Source organism: Pseudomonas sp. NBRC 111133, from assembly GCF_001320605.1.
GTDB lineage: Bacteria > Pseudomonadota > Gammaproteobacteria > Pseudomonadales > Pseudomonadaceae > Aquipseudomonas > Aquipseudomonas monteilii.
Map to the genome: position 1 here is coordinate 23,366 of NZ_BCBJ01000124.1, position 16,672 is coordinate 40,037.

Genomic DNA, 16,672 nt, shown 5'->3' on the forward strand with positions numbered 1-16,672 from the left:
AGGGTGGATCAGCAGTCGCATTGTTTGGAGGTCGCTAATCGACCCATTGCTGCCGTTCACGAATGACTGCAAATGTCCGATAGCTGCCATAGCCCTCACGGCGTTCGCCGGTGTAGCGACACTTTGCGTCCCACCTCAAGACTGGCTGTTCAATATCAGTGCTCCTCCACTCTTTGCTTCTGTCCCTTCTTCCGGCTAAAGTCGGCACATGGGCGTTTGCTGCGCCTGCGGTCCGCGCGAAGGGGTCACCCAAGGCATGCTTACCCATTTTTTCATTCCAGCTCCCGGCTTGTCGGCGGACCGAGCCTCATAAGGAGTTGGCATGCCTGCCACTATTGCTTCCCGTCATCACGGTCTACTCGACCTCCCTTCGCTTCGCAAACACGCCAAGCGCCTTTTGAAAGACATCAAGAATAACCAGGCCGCAGATGCCCGTTCCCAGCTACACGCACTGGGTATACCTGGCCCAAACTATCGACTCGCCGATGCGCAGTGGCTGGTGGCTCGCGAGTCGGGTTTCGCCAGTTGGCCTAAACTGATTGCTCACACCGACAGCGTTGCATTCGCGGCACGGCATCCGGGCTTCGCTGCTGCAAACGAATCAACAATCCAGCATTGGCGTTGTGGCAACGATATTGAGCACAGCCTTCGAGTAGCGGGATTCTCGGGTTCATTTCATATGTTCGATGATCCCATGGTGCTGGGGCCGGTTCCCGCTTTAGCGGATGATGATTACTGGTTGGTGCGCGCGAAGTTCGCGGAGCAGGCATTCCAACTCGCTTCCAAGGATATCCAGGAGCGCCAGGCAATTCAGCGCAAGGCGCTAGCGCAACTTAACGAGGACAGTGAACTGGTGCTTTGGTGTGAAGGTGATGCGTACGACCAATTGTTTCTGATTCGATTACTGGCGAGTCTGCCCGTCCTGCCACACAGGCTCGAATTGATTGAGATCAATCGGGTGCCTGGTGTTGAACGATTCTTAGGCATTGGTCAGCTCGCGCCGGATCTGTTGGCCTGGCTCTGGACCCAACGGCGCCCACTTGGTGACGATGCGTTGGCGCTTGCCCGCAAAGCTTGGGATGCCTATACGGCAACGGACCCGGGCGATTGGGCGCAATTGGCAGTGCAGCCGCATCCGGCGTTACCGCTACTTGGGCCAGCCTTGGCAAGGCAACTTCAAGAGCTTCCAGGCGCAGAGGACGGCTTGAGCATGACCCAGCGGCTGATACTGCGGATTCTTGCCGAGCGGGGTGGGTTGGCGGCTGGCAAGGTGTTCGGCCACCTTATGATGAGTTACGAGCCGCTGCCTTATCTAGGCGATCAGATGTTCAATACACTACGAAGGACCATCACCGTTACTCCGTATCCGCTAGTCGAAGAGTTGCCGGGTAGAGAGTGGCAAAAACGCCTCATTCGGATGACTCCTCTTGGAGAGCAAGTGTTACTCGGAAATAAGAACTGGCTCGATTACACACCAGAAGAACGCTGGGTTGGCGGGGTGCGTATTATCGCGGGCCAATCGCCTTGGGTGGTCACTGCTGACGGGCGAGTGTGGCGTCGCTAGGACCCAGGATGGCCACTCAACGTAGATGTTGGAAGCCGTTGCGGGCTTCCAGCAACTGGCCGCTTTCAACCCACAGCAGCCGCTCGGCCTCGATTGAATTTGGTCGCTTGCTGCGTATGGCAAGATTGATTTCGTTGCAAAATGAGACTCACGTGAAAGGATCAGGTTGAACCAGCAACGTCGGCGCCTTCTGTAATGATTGATCTGGCTTTGCCGAGCTACGCATTCGATTGTTAATCGTGATTGCAATATCCTTTGGTAACTGAATGGGACTTGTGCTTGTCTCACTATCGCAGTAGAGGCAGAACTGATTTCCTGGTGGACTAAGTAGCCAGCAAGAGGAGCACTCTACAGCTTTACCACCCCACTCACGGGCTGCTCGGAGAGTCTGGTTAACGATCAGTTCCTCTCGCCGCTTGAGAGCGGGAAGCTCATCCCTCTCAAGGATCCCTGCGGCACGCTGTGCCTCAGCAGTCTCCGATTGGATCTGCCTATGCGCTGCCAATGCAGCTTTATGCTCGGCTACCTTCGCCTCTTGCTCAACTCGTTTCGCGTCCTCGATCACCCGCAGGGGAGCCTGTTCCAGTTCCCATTGGTCGTTGCAGCGAGCAACTTCGGTCGCAAGTTCAGCTTCAGCACGCTTGATTCGCATTTCTCCCCTGAGCGATCGAATCCAAGACCTGGTGGTTGGGTCGAAAAGAACGGCTCGTTCAAACGTTAATGGATCGTTGATCTGGCCCAAATCGAGCTCGCTGAGATCAATCTCAACTGATGAAGCCTCGATGTTAGAGAGCCGCTCGTACCGCTTTTTTTCGGATCGGGAGAAAACTTTGATTCGAACAAACAGTTGATGGTTGCCGGTGGTAAGAATCGCGTGAGCTGTGACGTCGCCAAGATCCACAAATCGTTCGACCGTCTCAGCTGCAACTGACGTTTCCGGGATACTTACTTCGCGAGACAGGATGCGCCCTGAGCCAGTCATGGCGCTTATCTGACGATGGAAAGACGGAAGAGTAAGGGATCGTTGTGCAGCAATTAGAGCTACAGCCGCCCGTCGCACACCATCTTTGAAGCCGCTCACACAGTTTTCAGAATGGACGTGGCGAAAATGCGGGATGACTTTCTGGCCACCATTCGCAGCATTTAGCGGTTTGTGACAGCCCGGGCAGATACAGCCACAAGCAAGACCATTCTCGACCTCAAAGGCTCGGAAAAGCATTCCCTGACGTTCACCGAACGGAATTTTTGTACCCTGCATCTAACCTCAACCTTTGGCCATTGCACTCTGGATTGCAGCGACAACTGAGCGACCGCCGGTCAAGGCTGCCTCAATAAGTGTCTGCAGATGTTCTGTCGTGCCGCTACGAGTTCCGATGTAGCCAGAGCGTACTAGCTCAATAAACGGGTCACTTCGTAGATAATGGCCGTCCAGTGCTTTGTAACTTATACGTAGGCCCTTTCGAGGTCCGGTAGTACAACCATCCTCGATTAACCGAGTCAGATGCTGCAGGCTCAGCATGATTCCCGCAGATTTGATTGCCGAATGGCGGCGGACAAGCTTAAAGAAGAATGCTCCAGGATTCAGTCGATAGGGCCCTTCGGGCGAGAGATCGTTGTCGAACTTCTCCATCCGCTCCATCTCACTCTTGAACTGAGCATTGATTGGCACGGTCCATTCCTTTGCGTCAAGCTGGTCAATGTCGGGCGTGTCAGCCTTAATGCGATGCACCTTACTGCTTTTTGGCTCCATCATTTTGTATTGAACCATCACCAACGAGCCGCGTGCCTTGTTCAGATAGATAAGGTCGACGCCAAACAACTCTTCAAGCGGTCGCTTGTTGGCGGTGAAAACTTCGAGCTGCTCACCGCGCCGAGTGAATACGGCTTTGCCGGTAAGGTCACTGTCGGACAAGTGCCAGCCAGAGATCCAGCGTGCGTCATGCTCAATGACCGCGTCCTCTTGCAGTCGGACCGTGCCAATAGCGGTGTGTCCGCCGGGCAACGCGACGCTTGTCGCACCGTCCGTTACCCCAAAAGCTTTGAGTGCGAGGTCAAGGGCATTTACTTGTAGCGCGTGGCCATTCTCATAATATTTTGGTCGCCCGACTTCGGCGAGAATACGATGAAAAACTGCTACATTGGCTGGTACTTCCGCAATCAGTGCAATCAGTTTTTCACCGAGCTTCTGTGACACCGGTTGAAACTCGGCGGTCTCCGATTTCAGCTTGTTGGTAGCTCCGCGCAAGGTGGTGCTAGTGACGCCAGCGACAAGGGCATTAAGTGATTGTGGAGCGATCAGCAAGACACAATCGAACATCACCCGGGAGTCGAGCGTCGAGATCGTTTGAATCGAGCGGATAAGCCCTAACCGCAAGGTGGGAGCTTTTCCATCTGTAGCGATCAGAACCAAAGTATTGGGTCTACCACTACGGGAAATTACGTGCGGAAAAGTAAGTGAAAATTTTGTACCGTGGTTTCGACACGCTTCGAGCTCCATCCAGCGGCTCTCAGTCAAGCGAAGCAGCGACAGTCCTCGTTGGGCTAGAGCCTTGAGATCCTTTTCGTCAATGTTGCTGGTCATGACCGAATTTTCCATGTGCGTCTCGCCAATCTATCTTGAACTCCTACAAAATAATTAGCGCCCGCCAATAGGGCAATCGCGTCGCGTTCATTGGCGTGCAGAACGACTGCACGAAATCAACTCGTGGGTGTGGCCCTGTGGAACTACGATCTATGGACATACCTAGGCAAGATCGACAGAAAATGTCGTTTTGCCATGGACAGCATGAGACTACCCTTGAATCCCCGGTTAGCAAGGTACGGAACCATGTCCATGGCTTGAAATCTTTCCTTTACATCGATGAGCTCTTCTGCAGGCTCGATGGCCTACCTGAGCCGATCATTGAGGTAGGCCGGGCCATCCAAGCCCGCGTCCTGCAATGGACTGCGCTGCCAGTGGGCGTCGGCATTGGGCATACCAAAACCCTGGCAAAGGCGGCGCAGCACGCCTCAAAAGTGTGGAGGGAGAAAACAGGCGGCGTGGTAGACCTGCGCAAGCCTGAGGCAATCGAATGGCTACTTCGACGAATGCCGGTTGATGAGGTATGGGGGATAGGTCGTCGTATGCGCGACAACCTTGCTCGTGATGGCATCAGCACCGCGTGGGAGCTTTCTCAAGCTGATGCGCGGTCAATGGGCCGTAAGTACAGCATCGTGCTGGAAAGGACCATCCGAGAGCTGCAGGGCGAATCATGCATGGACCTGGAGCAATCTGCCCCACCCAAGCAATCAATCTGCACCAGCAAGATGTTTGGTCAACGCGTGCATACCCGCAAGGGCCTGCAGGAAGCCCTAGCGACCTACATTCACCGTGCCGCTGAAAAGCTGCGGAAGCAACGCTCTCTCTGCGGTGCCTTACGCATCGGTATTCAGACGTCATTCCATGGCGACGGACCGAAGTACGCCAATGCTGCAACTATCATCCCAGCCTACCCAACAGATGATGTCCGTCAGCTCACCCGCTACGCGCTGCGTGCCCTGGAGGGGATCTACCGGCCGGGCTATGCATACAGCAAGGCAGAAGTCCTTCTAATGGATTTGCGCAAGCGAGGGGAGTATACGCAGGATCTGTTCACCCCCAGCCAACCGGAGCGCACAGATGCATTGATGGCTACCATGGACAAAATCAACCGGCGCTGGGGGCATGATTGCTTGCGGACTGCTGCTGTGCCACTGACACCAGATTGGGGTATGCGCCGAGCACTCCTTAGTCCCAGCTACATGACCAGTTGGGAACAGCTATGGAAAGTACAATGCCGATAAGTAAAATTACTAATGCTTGGACCCGCTAGCAAGCACACTCGGTCAATATCGTCATACCGTACCTTTTTATTGCGCGGACAAAAAACCCGGCCTTGTGGCCGGGTGGGTATTGCGTTGATATGGAATCCCGCCACGCAACAAAGCGCTCGCGAGGTAGGGTGAAGGTATTAATAACCTTGACGTTGAATGAAGGCAGTGACTGACTCAATAGTGGGATTAATCAGCAAATGGTAATCAAGGAAATCAAAATACTTTAACTCCTCATCCCATTGTGCCAATTGATCGGAATCGAACGACCAGCGCTTACCGCCATAGGAGAATTCAGTCCAACCATCGTCCTCCTGAATCTCTGAGGGAGAAACCGAGGCAGACGTCTGTTGACAGCTGCGATCTACCGCCTCAATCACTTCACAATGATTTCGGCATTCATCCAGTTCTATCTGCGCCATAATGGCTTCACGTTTTTTATCACCAAGCTGGTAGTTCACTTTGTATTGCATATTGGAGTTCCTGTTTATACGGCACAGCTGAAGCGTACAAGCTGCACAGGCAAAGTGCCCAAGCGGTAGCTGTCTCCAAACAATGACGTACCCATGAAACCACCACGTTTAATGTCCGAATTGCAGACGGTGCGTAGTTCGCCGTTGTGTAGGACTGTATCGCCAGCACGGATTGTGTTGATGTGAGTATTAACCGTATTGTAGTTGGTCATGGTGTTACCTATTGGTTAGACCGATCGCTGATGAAAATCAGCTGTTCAGACTGCGGAACGCCGAGCCTCAGACATCCAAAGGTTACGAATGCTTTTGCAGTCAATTGCTTTGTCGTATTCACCCTGTTTCTTCAATAGGATTAATACCCGATTTACACGGCGGGCGTGCTTAACGAAACTGCTGATATCTGCTTTCATGTTTGATCCCTATCAAGCGCTGCGCGCTTACATGCCTTTGTTTAAGTGGACTGTCACACCGCCCTTATGGAGCAGATCGCTCACTTCGCAGTAACGGTCAGTCAAGTCCACATGCGACTTACCGTATTGCGCCGCCAATTTACATTTAATGCGCGCAGTCCTAACGGGGCCTCGTACTTTCGAATCCGGCAATGCTTCAAGCGCCTATCCGAGAGAGTCAGCAGCTGCCTTACGATCAGACAAAGTTTCCACCTCGTTCGAAAAGATACTCGTTGCTTCGGAACCGAGCGGAAGCTGCTCGAAGTACTCGCGAACTGCGCGAGGTACTTGCTCCATAGTCCTGGGGTAACGATTACCGATAAGGCCTTGCTCATTCAGCACAGAGTGAACATGCATTTTCTCAGGAATGGTGCAGCTGGTTTTAACCGCGATGAAACAGATCATGGCATACCTCGACGTTGTCCTAGTGCCAATGAGATGAGCCACACCGAGCATGAAGATCTGCCCGCCCTGGTGCCGGGAGAGTGAAAATCGACCGCACGCGCTTGCGCGCCGGATCCGACCCATAAAAAAACCCGGCCAGGCCGGGTTGAAGGTAAGTGTTGCTTATGCCGAAGAAGCTACCCGGCGCACCGGGACCAAGCCGCGTGAATAGGGCATGCCGATAAACACAGGGTTTTCTACAAGCTGGCGCCAGGTAGTCGCGTCATCCGCCAAAAATTGGTCATCAGCAAGCATCTTCTCGCCGTGCACCAACAGGCGAAATTCAGTAGCCTGGGTCCGATCGGCACAGGCGGAAAGTGCTGCAAGCACATCGGCAAGACGGACAAAATCGCCATCCTCGGCTCGGAATTTTTCAAGCGCTGCAATGTACGCCGGCAACTCAGCCAGCTGGGCTCTCAACAGGCTGCATTGGGACCTGAGCTCGTCGACTTCCGAGGTACCAGACTCATTACGCGGTAAGGCCCCTATCGTGATCAAGGCCTCACGGAACTGATCAACGTAATGCTCCGTACTGGTCGCCGGGAATTTATTCAACAGGCACTCTTCGTCGATGGGTGCGCCTGCATCTTCGGCTTCATCCGACGGCTCACCTGGAACCATGAAGAATGCGCGCTCCACTGCTCCCAGGTAGTCCGAGAAGCGCTTGATGTTACCCAGGTTCGTCAGCAGCACGCCCACAGGGTGTCCATGGTGCAGACCAATGACGTCGTATACACGAGCCATGTCGCGCTGCTCTGCGGACGGCACAGCAGGAGCCTTCAGAAAGACCTCGCCACCGCCCTCCTCGTCAGTGATCGAGCCATGAGCAATCAGTAAGACCTGGTCCGCATGCTCCAGCGCTGCGATGCCGCCCTCAAGCAGCCACTCAAGCCGCAGACCATCCACATCAGCCCGTGTCACAGCGACGGCTTCTACCCGCACAGCATCCTCGCTGTGCTGTGCGCCTGGCCGAAGCTCCAAGAGTTGCTCGCCTTGTTCTGTGACCTGCCATTGGGCCGGGCTTCGCTGAACTCGCTTGAGCAACCCAAGCTGGGTGAGAACATCAAACCACTGGGTCCCGATGTCAGCGCCCTGGCCATCGCCGGCGCATTCGTCGAAGCGCTGCAGTTTTCGGATGACAAGGTTAGCGAAGGGCGGCAGGCCTACCAGCTGTCCAGAACTGTTCATGCTGCCGCCGCCTCGACCGGTTGTGTGAGCGCTTGTTGGACTGCTTGAACGATCCGCAGCAGGTAGGTGTAGTCCGGGTTTGGTTCGGTAGCTTGATCGACGGGGTAATGCCATTCATCCCCGAACAAAAGGGATAGGAGCTCGGAATGACTCCAGCAGTCCCGCAACGACTCAACATCGCGAAACTCATCGAGCCGCCTGTACAGCGAACGAGCATCATCTGCGTCGAGATACCCCAGCTCCCAATCGGTACCGCTCCGCTCCCGCCGGCGATCGATGATGCACCTTGCTGAGAGCTGCTTGAGAGCCTTTGCGCTGAATCGGGTACTGCTCAGGCCGCGGCTTAGGCAATTCAGGATGTACTCATCACTGCACTTGGCAACAAACTCAGTCACCGTCCTTGAACCCATACCGCCCCAGTAGGAAGTCCAGCTCTCGCCAGCACATCGGATGGTAAGGTTACCCTGACTGGAAACGTGATCTGGGGCCTCACTACGTGGAGACGCCCGGCTTCCAAGGTCCTCCAGAAAAACGGTGATGGGGTCGAGGTTCACCCCCCCAGAGATCACTAACTTGGTCACCGTGGAACGCTCCACGGTTAAGCTTGTGGGTGATGTGCCATCGGACATTCTGTTCAAACCCATACCGTCACCTTGTAAATTAATTCATAACGCGTATGCATAATTTATAGCGGAAAGTAAGGGCTGCCTAGCCCTCTAACTGTCCGCTGCATGCTGATGGCGTTCAGAATTCGCCGTCTTTTCAGGTCACCAAGCTCCCGCTCTGCCAGGCTAGAGACCAACTGCGCCAACTCTTCCAGCGACTCTACAAAGGCATTGCGCAGCGTATCCAGCCTGGCCCCCTTCGCATCGGGCCCTTCGATACCTACTCGGACTTGCTACCAATCATCCCAAGTGACCATCCGCTGGGGTTGCCGAAGCCGCTCACCGTGTATTTCTGGAAGAACTCCGTGCTGGACTCGCACTGGGTCTGCACCATAAAGAAGCGAATCGTGCATTCCGAGCTTTTGTCCTGAAACTCCGGCCCTGGCTCATTAATGTCCTGTAGAGCAGTCGCTGCGTGAAGCAACTTGTCGAAGGAGTCCAGCGATCTGTTCAGCAGCAGATCGCGCCAAGTCCCATTGTGATGAATCTGGCCAGCGTAGGTGAACCGCTTGCCCCCAATTTCCTTTTGCTGCAAATGCCCCCAGCAGAGAAGCAGGGTCTCTGCACCAGTGATCGCTTTGGCGCTCTCCAGCATCACTCGACGGACCTCATCTGCCATCTGGTCATGATGATCTAGCGGCGTGTAAGTGAGGCTGGTCAGGAAGACCGGCACCATTTCAGTCTCTGATATCTCAGGGCTACACGGCATGAAGAACGATGGAGTACCGTATTCATAATCTTCGACATAGGTATCCTCAATCAGGTCGAAGCCCTGATCACTGTAGTAGTCCCAGAAAACCCACGGCTCAACCGTATGAGAAATGCGCAAGCGGTCGGTTAAGTTATCCAAGTTGACGCCTTCGAGGCCTGGCGCCCCCCCTAGCAAATCCTTGAGCATTGCGTCTGTCACCCGAGGATCATCAAAGCCCGGCATATAGAGGTTCAGATCCTCTTCTTCGGACGGAGAATGCAAGGTACTCCGATCGATGGATATAGCCTTGGGCAGCTTGGCGCTGGAAGGACTGAGGTTCGCGGCCAAATGGATAGCCATCGATGGGTTGATGGCAAAAACATCAACCATCACAGCAATGTAGCTATCCCGTCGAGCCATCAACTCGGCTACGTCTAGTTGCTCGTCTGGAACACTGGGTCGCCTGTTCCCTATCGCGCTGGTAACTGCATCCCAAGTTCGGAAACCGCACAGGTTCGCATACATGCCTGCGGCCTCTGCGCGCTCGATGCCCAAGCTCTTGCCGCAGGCCTCAACCCATAGCCGAGCCAATTTGTGTTCAGTTGCGATGAATTGTGTCATGACGGGGCTTACCTTGTTATTCGAGGGTCAGATTGGTCAGGTCGGTAAACTGGCTCGATAGCACAGCCTTTCAGTACCCATCGCAGCTTCCAAGAACATCAGCTCTGGCTCCCTTTCGACCACTACACTGTTGAGAGGCTGTACACAAGCTACGTCAGCGATGTCGAAAAAAAAGGCCACCTCGCAAGAGGTAGCCTTTGATGAGTTAAGCAAAAAGATCGGAGATCGCCGAATTTTGACTGGCGGCCTCAACCTTCATCAAGTCCAGGACCTGTTCGTGCTCGGCGTTGCTGATCGAATGGTGGCGTATGTAGGAACGCAGATCGGTACCAGCTAGATCGCGCTCCATGCGTTGCCAGAATTGCGCTCGGCGGGCCATCGCATCGTAATCAGCAGCCTTGCCCTTGGCCAGTTTGACCATACCATTGTTCAAGTAGAACTTGGCGCTGTCAGTCGGAGCCAGGCTTTTCGCCAACGTATAGAACGCCTCGTCGAACTCGTCTACAAAGCACATTGCATCTCCCGGATCGATCTCCATCTCGTCGGTTTCTTCGTAGTAGACAATGTTGCGATCCTTGCCTTCAAAGCGGTCACGGATCATTCGCATCGCTGGCCGGCCAGGGTAGCGTTCTTTGTTGGTGGCTTCGAGGTAGGCGTCCTGCAAGCCCATCTCCTGCGCCGGGCTTTGCCAGTCATCAAACTTGAACCAGCGCTGCTCTGGAATGATGCCCTTCTCAGCGGGAGTGACGTCATCGATCAGGTAGCGCTTCCCTAGGACACGGATCTCGTACCACTCCGACAAAGCGGGGAAGGCATGGTCGAAGCCGTAGCTCAGTGACCAGGCGAAGTCGATCGCAAGCAGGTTTTTCGGCGTGATGAATTGGAAGGTGCTCCCACGAAGGATTTCGTTGGACTCCGTCCTTTCCAGCTCGCCGCGGAACATCCGCGCATCGTGCTCATCAGCCCGCTCTTCCTCCAGCACATCTAAAGTCAGCAGGTACCGCAACAGCTCACGGCGCATCTCTGCGTTGTAGGCTGTTCCTGTGACGTTGATGTAGCCGGCGTCCGAGGTTGTGCGCCCGATCCAGTCTCGACGCTCCATGTCCCAGCGGGTGTTGATGAGATGGCTCCGGAAGCGGTTAATTCCCGACATGTGTCCATGCTTGTCAGGCGCAGACGCAATCATTGCTTCCATGGATTTGTCACGCTCTCCGGTGACCGTGCACCAGGCACAGCCAAAGCGAGAGCCGCACGCCGCCTTGTTACCACCATCGCCGGTGATGATTGCGCACGTGCCTTCATTGGCTTCCTTGTAGAGCTCCAGGCACCAGTCGAAACTGTCGACGAAGGTTCGATAAGGACCACCGCGCTTCGCCTCGCACGCCATGAGGAACTCCCACACCTCCTCCATCTCCCAGTCTGCGATGATCGAGCAGTTGTACGAGCCATGCTCATTGAGCACCAGCCGCCCGGCCTCCTCCTCACCCCGTTCGCGCATGTTGGCGGCACGGGTTGCCGACTCTGACAAACGAGTGCCCACGAAGGTCACCAGCTCACCAGGAGACTGCAGGGTGGAGAGCAGTTGCTTGAGCGCTTTCTGCTGCGGGCGCAGCTTCCAATCGACCGAGCAGCTTCGAGAGGCGCCAGCGAAAACCGGCAGTTTGCCGCGACCCAGGGTGGCATAAGCGAATGTCGAGGTCATCGAGGGCTGCACTTTGACCACCGTGATCGGCAATCCGTGCCTGGTGCAATACATCTCCAACTCAGTGATCATCGCCTCGGCATAGATGTCCATGCTTGGGTTTTCGGTGCCGGTATTAGCATTCGTCACGAATGCCGCCGGCACGTACAACCCGGCTTCGACACGGCGCCGGATGGCCTCCAGCATCAGTACCAGCACAACCGTACTGTCCTTACCGAACGAGGTCGCCGAGCTACATGTGAAGCCTTGATCGATGATCTGGTCGATGCGTGCAATGCAGGCTTCCGCCCGCGCAGCGATCCGGGCAAAGCGACCAGCACTGCCCTGGGCAGGAACTGCGTGGGTGTAGTCGGTTAGGGCGATCAGTTCGGGTACAAGCATCTGATTCATGTTGGCATCTCCAGGAGGAAGTAGGCTTCGTATCCTGGAGATGCTCAACACCAAGCATGAATGACGTCATCGACCGCCAGCCAACTGCCACATTCTAACAACGGTCCCAACCGCACGACTGGTATCAGCACTCGCTCGCCCGGGTTATCACCTAAATAACACTATGGCGTTCATGCGGGCTAAAGGACCGTACGCGCATCGGGGACAATCTTGAAGGACTGAAAGGCTAGCCTGGCTTTGAAGACAACGGCATCGGGGAAGTGCTGTTCAACCCTGCGTCGTACCGATTCGATCGGCACCTCGCATAATGGCCCTAGGATGACTTCTGTCAGTTGAATTTCATCCGCAACTGGCCAGAAATGAAGCGGACCGTCTGCAAGCGCAGTGTCCAACCTCACAAAGCTACGGTACTCCTGCTCATAGCGCCAACCCGCCGATTTGGTGCGCAGCAACTGTTGTTGGAGCTCCTCACTCAACTCATCTGGGGTGCCGGCTGGGCTGAGAGCGGCAAGGATGCGATCGTCCTGGTAGTTGACCTGCTGTACGAGGCTACGGCAGACGTCAAACCCTAAGCAGATACCGGTGTGCTTCTCTGCGTAGTGGCTCCACATTACGGGTTCTGACCAGTCCCCGGCGAAGCACAGTAAACCATGCTGTGAATGGCTTTTGTCTTTCCAATCCCGCACAACCTTTCGCGTCTTGTGTTCTTTGAAATTCGCAGCGAGCAGCTCAAATGGGTCATTCAAATCCGCGAAACGGGAAACCTTGAGTCGACGCTTCTCGATGTTGCTTAGAGCGTGTTTGGCGCTCGTGAGATTGTACAGGCGGATAGCGGTGCTGTCCGCGGGAGGACTACATGCAATTGAACTGCCCATGTCTGAATTGTAGCCAGCTGCAATCCATTCACGCCTGCGCATTTCATTCGTGGGCATCGGTATTTTCCATTCCAGCACTGGTGGATGTGACAGTTGTGGCAGACGCGAAGTTAATGGCTTCTACGGATTCTATTCGGAGTCTGACTCAAGCGCATCAGCGAGCTGCCTGAACGCATCCGCAAGGCGCCGCAGCTGGCCAATTTCGTCTGCCAAATCGCCATCCTGATAGCGGTATTCAAGCGTGCCTCCGAAAGGGCCGGTGCTAGGGTGGATCCCGCCGTAGCTCAACTGCTCATTGACGTGCTTTTCAGCCCGAATGATCCGCTCGCTCACATTCGTTTCTGTGGCCATGCTTCCCCTCGATTCAACAGAAAATTTCGTGCGCGCACGGTGAGTGGCTCATGCCCTCGGGCGGCGGCGTCCTCGCATACGTCACTGATCGCCTCAACCTCGTACTGGCTCAGCGCTCCGACCAAGAAAATGCCCAGACTGGCACACGCGGCCTTGATATCAGCGGCATCAATCCGCTGCGGCAAAATTCCGCGCTCGGCGCACCAATCGCCGATGGCGTGAATCTGTGGCGTGGTCAGGTTGGACATGTTGCGTTTCTCCTGTCGTGCGCAGCCGCGAAAGCGACGGCGGGATCCTCGATATCAAAAATGGATGGGGGGTCGGGTCAGTCTATGGGCCGGGGCGGCGTAACCAGGTGGGCGGGTCATCCAAGGTGGTCGGGCGTAGGCCCGAGCCCTTGCGCCCGCGCAAATTTAGAGTCCGAGCGTTTCCTTGCGCGTTTCGGCCATTGATCCAATTAGCAAGTTCAGGGCAGAAACCTCCTCAGCACTTACCAGAGTAGGGTGAAGAGCGCGTACACGGTCATACAGCGCCGAACACTGCTCAATTACCGCCATAAAGTCAGGCGCCTGGCCAAGCGCTGCGATTGCTTGATGCAGCGCTACCAGATCCGTCAAACGGGAACGCTCAAAGCTGTCAGGCGCCGCGGGGTGGTTATTGGACTGCATGGTGATCTCCTGCTCAATTGAACGACTCTGGTCAGATTTCGCTACTGCCAATCCACTCGCCGCCGAGGTAGCCATCGGCCCCGTCGCGGGTTATTGCCACATGCTCGTACGCAACGGTTATCAGCTGCTGATGCGTCCAGCCCGTTGGGGGTGCGGCAATGGCTAGGAGCACATCGCCGGCGAGAGAACGGATTTCAAAAACTGCATGCTTCACCGCAGAAAGCACGTCTGGCTCACCTGGGCGCTGGTCAGTTACAAGATTCAACATGGCGTTATCCGTCGCTACTCGGCTTGCGGCCGAAGCGTGTAGGCGGCATGGCACTCGCTGCAATCCACCGCATACGCTGTGATGGGTGTAATAGCGAATACGCCGCCGCTATTCAGCCAGGGCCACACCTCAGCTTTGTATTCGTTGCGGTGACCACACCATGGACATGGCACGGTAAGGGTCGAAAGCCCAGACGTAATCACAGGTGCTACTTCTGTCGGCGCTGATGACTGTTCTTGAACCTCAAAGCGATGCTTACAACTGCAGCACTCAAACAGGTGCACACCGTCTGGCAGCTGCTGGCTACCTTCTGGGTGCTCAGCTACCTGCCGGCCAAGCGCACCGGGTTCACACGCCGGATTGGTACAGAACCCTTGCAGGTGATGCCCGTAGTTCTCAGTATTTCCTGTGATGCGATCCAGCTTCATGCCTCACCTTCATGTCTCGGCGGCCACGCCTGCCTCTGTGATTCGGGAGTTTTCACCGTGTGCGGTACCGCTCATTCATCGTACTCGGGATAGGTTCATTCGTTGCCAAAGGGGCATACCCAAATAATCCTCGGGAACCGAAATCGCGGAAGCATTTCAGCGAACGTCAACTTGACGTCCGGCGCATCCTCAAAGCTTGTGCGCCGCGAGCTCGCAGGGTCGGGAATGTGTTCTTCCACTAGCCTGGGGTCGGCCCATCCGCCTGGGAACTCGCCCCCTTCGGCCTCGACCACCGCCAACGCCTGCTCAACTGAGCGGGCGACGACCACATAGTCGTCGCCGATGCACCAAGCGCGAAGAGGCAAGTGGCGCTCCAACTCTTCCAACCGCAGCAGTTCTTCAACGCTCTGCAGCGCTGCAGTGGCTTCCGCATTATCAGGGGCTGCGTCGACAGCCAGGCGTCGCTGGGCGAGCTCATCGAACCAAAACAGATGGTTGTGGTAGACCGCAGCGTCGGCGGTTTCATGCGCTTGGGCAGCCTTTCGCGCTACCCAGGCGTCCGCAACCGTACCGGTACCAGAAGCAGCAAGCCATTGGCTACGTTCACCGTCGGGCATGCAGTTCCACCATGCCATACCCGCCGCCTCGTCGGCGGTTGGCGAGCGCTCCGAAGAATCAGATTGCGGGGATATTGTCATGGCATGCCTCCTGTCGCGGTCAAATGTTGAAGCGCGATAACCGCGCCTTTACACACTGCTTGACCTGCCAAAGGCCGAGCAAGGCAGGAGCAGCGGGTCTAGTGAGGTTAGCGGCTCGACTCGGCCATTTCACGAAGGTCACTGAGAATCCTCGGAACGACCACAGATAATTTGCCAGGCTTCAGTGCAGCGTCTCTGATCGTGGTGGCAACATCTTCGTCGCGCCAATAGTTCTCAACAATCGTCGCAGATGCTTCAACCTGCCCGTAGACGTAATTATTGAGAAGGACCCCTGGTACATGTTTCAACACATAGCCCATCGCAAAGCGCCCGTGCCGCTTAACGCAAGCCTCCAGCAGGGCAGTCATTTCATCAAAGCGCCCATCTTTCGCCAGCTCGCCTAGAGCTCCAAAAGCTGGCTCGCTGATATGTTTGCCGTCCCAGCCTTGAAAAAACTCGATAACGATCTCTTCTAACGCCCGCATCCTGCTACCTCTCCGAAATGGGTTAAATAGGGGTGTAAGCTGCCTATCTTATGCCCGAGAGCCCCGAAATTGCATTGGCGGCAATTTCATGGCTTCCCTATGGTTCGAACGTTAGGTTGAGCAGGTCGAAAAAGCGATCCTTCTTGGCAACGTCTTCTGGCTGCTGCTTAACGATTCGCTCCAATGCCGAACGATGCTCAGGCGTTTTGTTGACAACCTGCTGAGCGTGTTTTTCTGCTCGATCAAGGGCGGCAGAATGGCTGATAGCAGCCTTGTCACCCGCGCTACACAACAGGCGATGCCAGAGGCTTCTGTAGCTCGTCTGAACCAAAGCCCATTTGTAAGCTGCCAGTGCGGCGCATACTTCGCCTTCAATGGGGTCTGTCGTGGATTGGCGCATAGTGGAATTGTCCGTTATTTGGGGTGATTGATGGCAGCGTTACGCCGCGAACATCGTCAGCGCCACTATGAACAGACCGCCAAGCATGAATGCTTTGAGAAGCCAAAGAAACGCATTATCACTGGCGGCCTCTCCCCTCTCCAACGAGAAGAACGCAAGGGCTTCAATTGCTACTAGCGCCGTAAAGGCAATCACCCTCACACCGAAGGCATCAAAAAGCCCCCAAACGACAAGGGCAATTAGCCAGAAAACTAGAATACCAGGTAACACAGGCACCTTCGTGCCGCCAATCCTAAAATTTGCTGATGACAAAGCGCTGGCTGATTTCAGGAGGGTTGCAAAGAAAAAAAACAATGCAGCGGCTGCGAGCAGCACATAAGTAAGTTGGTTCAATTCGATTTATCTCCGCGATTGGGCGGTGATGCTTCCAGGGTTGCATGACCAACATCGTCGCTTCGCCTAA

The 16,672-nt window shown here is 55.3% G+C and carries 18 protein-coding genes; 2 read left to right on the top strand and 16 right to left on the bottom strand.

Annotated elements, in window-relative coordinates:
* The first annotated feature begins 322 nt into the window (after window positions 1-322).
* On the top strand, window positions 323-1,564 hold the full coding sequence (locus APH36_RS27035; protein ID WP_054894521.1) for a DUF1835 domain-containing protein: 1,242 nt from the start codon (window positions 323-325) through the stop codon (window positions 1,562-1,564).
* Between the two features lie 148 nt (window positions 1,565-1,712).
* Here APH36_RS27035 and APH36_RS27040 read toward each other — a convergent pair whose 3' ends face one another.
* Window positions 1,713-2,822 carry a hypothetical protein gene (locus APH36_RS27040; protein ID WP_139139818.1) on the bottom strand — a complete coding sequence of 370 codons (1,110 nt, stop codon included), beginning with the start codon at window positions 2,820-2,822 and terminating at the stop codon, window positions 1,713-1,715.
* A 6-nt stretch (window positions 2,823-2,828) separates the two neighbouring features.
* Complete coding sequence (locus APH36_RS27045; RefSeq protein ID WP_054894519.1) at window positions 2,829-4,145, bottom strand: hypothetical protein; 1,317 nt, start codon at window positions 4,143-4,145, stop codon at window positions 2,829-2,831.
* Window positions 4,146-4,402: 257 nt separating this feature from the next.
* Here APH36_RS27045 and APH36_RS27050 point away from each other — a divergent pair, with 257 nt between their 5' ends.
* Entirely contained in the window at window positions 4,403-5,386 is a 984-nt protein-coding gene (locus tag APH36_RS27050) for a Y-family DNA polymerase (protein ID WP_054894537.1), read from the top strand.
* Window positions 5,387-5,553: 167 nt separating this feature from the next.
* Here the strand turns inward: APH36_RS27050 and APH36_RS27055 are convergent, their stop codons facing one another.
* From APH36_RS27055 to APH36_RS27125, 14 genes are all read right to left on the bottom strand, one after another.
* Window positions 5,554-5,886, bottom strand: a complete 333-nt coding sequence (locus APH36_RS27055; protein WP_023383631.1) for a hypothetical protein — start codon at window positions 5,884-5,886, stop codon at window positions 5,554-5,556.
* Between the two features lie 1,016 nt (window positions 5,887-6,902).
* On the bottom strand, window positions 6,903-7,967 hold the full coding sequence (locus tag APH36_RS27065; RefSeq protein ID WP_023383629.1) for a hypothetical protein: 1,065 nt from the start codon (window positions 7,965-7,967) through the stop codon (window positions 6,903-6,905).
* Window positions 7,964-8,611, bottom strand: coding sequence for a hypothetical protein (locus APH36_RS27070; protein ID WP_023383628.1), 648 nt, complete (start codon window positions 8,609-8,611; stop codon window positions 7,964-7,966). The genes APH36_RS27065 and APH36_RS27070 overlap by 4 nt, the downstream gene beginning before the upstream one ends.
* A 241-nt stretch (window positions 8,612-8,852) precedes the next feature.
* Window positions 8,853-9,944, bottom strand: coding sequence for a hypothetical protein (locus tag APH36_RS27075; RefSeq protein ID WP_023383627.1), 1,092 nt, complete (start codon window positions 9,942-9,944; stop codon window positions 8,853-8,855).
* Window positions 9,945-10,149: 205 nt separating this feature from the next.
* Complete coding sequence (locus tag APH36_RS27080) at window positions 10,150-12,036, bottom strand: phosphoadenosine phosphosulfate reductase family protein (RefSeq protein WP_023383626.1); 1,887 nt, start codon at window positions 12,034-12,036, stop codon at window positions 10,150-10,152.
* Window positions 12,037-12,215: 179 nt separating this feature from the next.
* The gene (locus APH36_RS27085; protein ID WP_023383625.1) at window positions 12,216-12,968 is read right to left on the bottom strand and encodes a DUF2971 domain-containing protein; all 753 of its coding nucleotides are present in this window, start codon (window positions 12,966-12,968) and stop codon (window positions 12,216-12,218) included.
* Window positions 12,969-13,040: 72 nt separating this feature from the next.
* Entirely contained in the window at window positions 13,041-13,262 is a 222-nt protein-coding gene (locus APH36_RS27090; RefSeq protein ID WP_023383624.1) for a hypothetical protein, read from the bottom strand.
* Window positions 13,241-13,510 (bottom strand): hypothetical protein, encoded by a 270-nt coding sequence (locus APH36_RS27095; RefSeq protein WP_023383623.1) that lies wholly within the window; start codon window positions 13,508-13,510, stop codon window positions 13,241-13,243. Before APH36_RS27095 ends, APH36_RS27090 begins: the two co-directional genes overlap by 22 nt.
* A 165-nt stretch (window positions 13,511-13,675) precedes the next feature.
* The gene (locus APH36_RS27100; protein WP_023383622.1) at window positions 13,676-13,930 is read right to left on the bottom strand and encodes a hypothetical protein; all 255 of its coding nucleotides are present in this window, start codon (window positions 13,928-13,930) and stop codon (window positions 13,676-13,678) included.
* Between the two features lie 31 nt (window positions 13,931-13,961).
* Window positions 13,962-14,198: a hypothetical protein gene (locus APH36_RS27105; RefSeq protein ID WP_023383621.1), complete on the bottom strand. Its 237-nt coding sequence runs from the start codon at window positions 14,196-14,198 to the stop codon at window positions 13,962-13,964.
* A gap of 523 nt (window positions 14,199-14,721) precedes the next feature.
* A complete protein-coding gene (locus APH36_RS27110) occupies window positions 14,722-15,324 on the bottom strand; it encodes a hypothetical protein (RefSeq protein ID WP_023383620.1) in 603 nt (200 codons plus the stop codon).
* A gap of 107 nt (window positions 15,325-15,431) precedes the next feature.
* Window positions 15,432-15,809 (bottom strand): hypothetical protein, encoded by a 378-nt coding sequence (locus APH36_RS27115; protein ID WP_023383619.1) that lies wholly within the window; start codon window positions 15,807-15,809, stop codon window positions 15,432-15,434.
* A gap of 97 nt (window positions 15,810-15,906) precedes the next feature.
* On the bottom strand, window positions 15,907-16,209 hold the full coding sequence (locus APH36_RS27120; RefSeq protein WP_023383618.1) for a hypothetical protein: 303 nt from the start codon (window positions 16,207-16,209) through the stop codon (window positions 15,907-15,909).
* Window positions 16,210-16,248: 39 nt separating this feature from the next.
* Window positions 16,249-16,602: a hypothetical protein gene (locus APH36_RS27125; RefSeq protein WP_054925923.1), complete on the bottom strand. Its 354-nt coding sequence runs from the start codon at window positions 16,600-16,602 to the stop codon at window positions 16,249-16,251.
* Window positions 16,603-16,672: the final 70 nt, after the last annotated feature.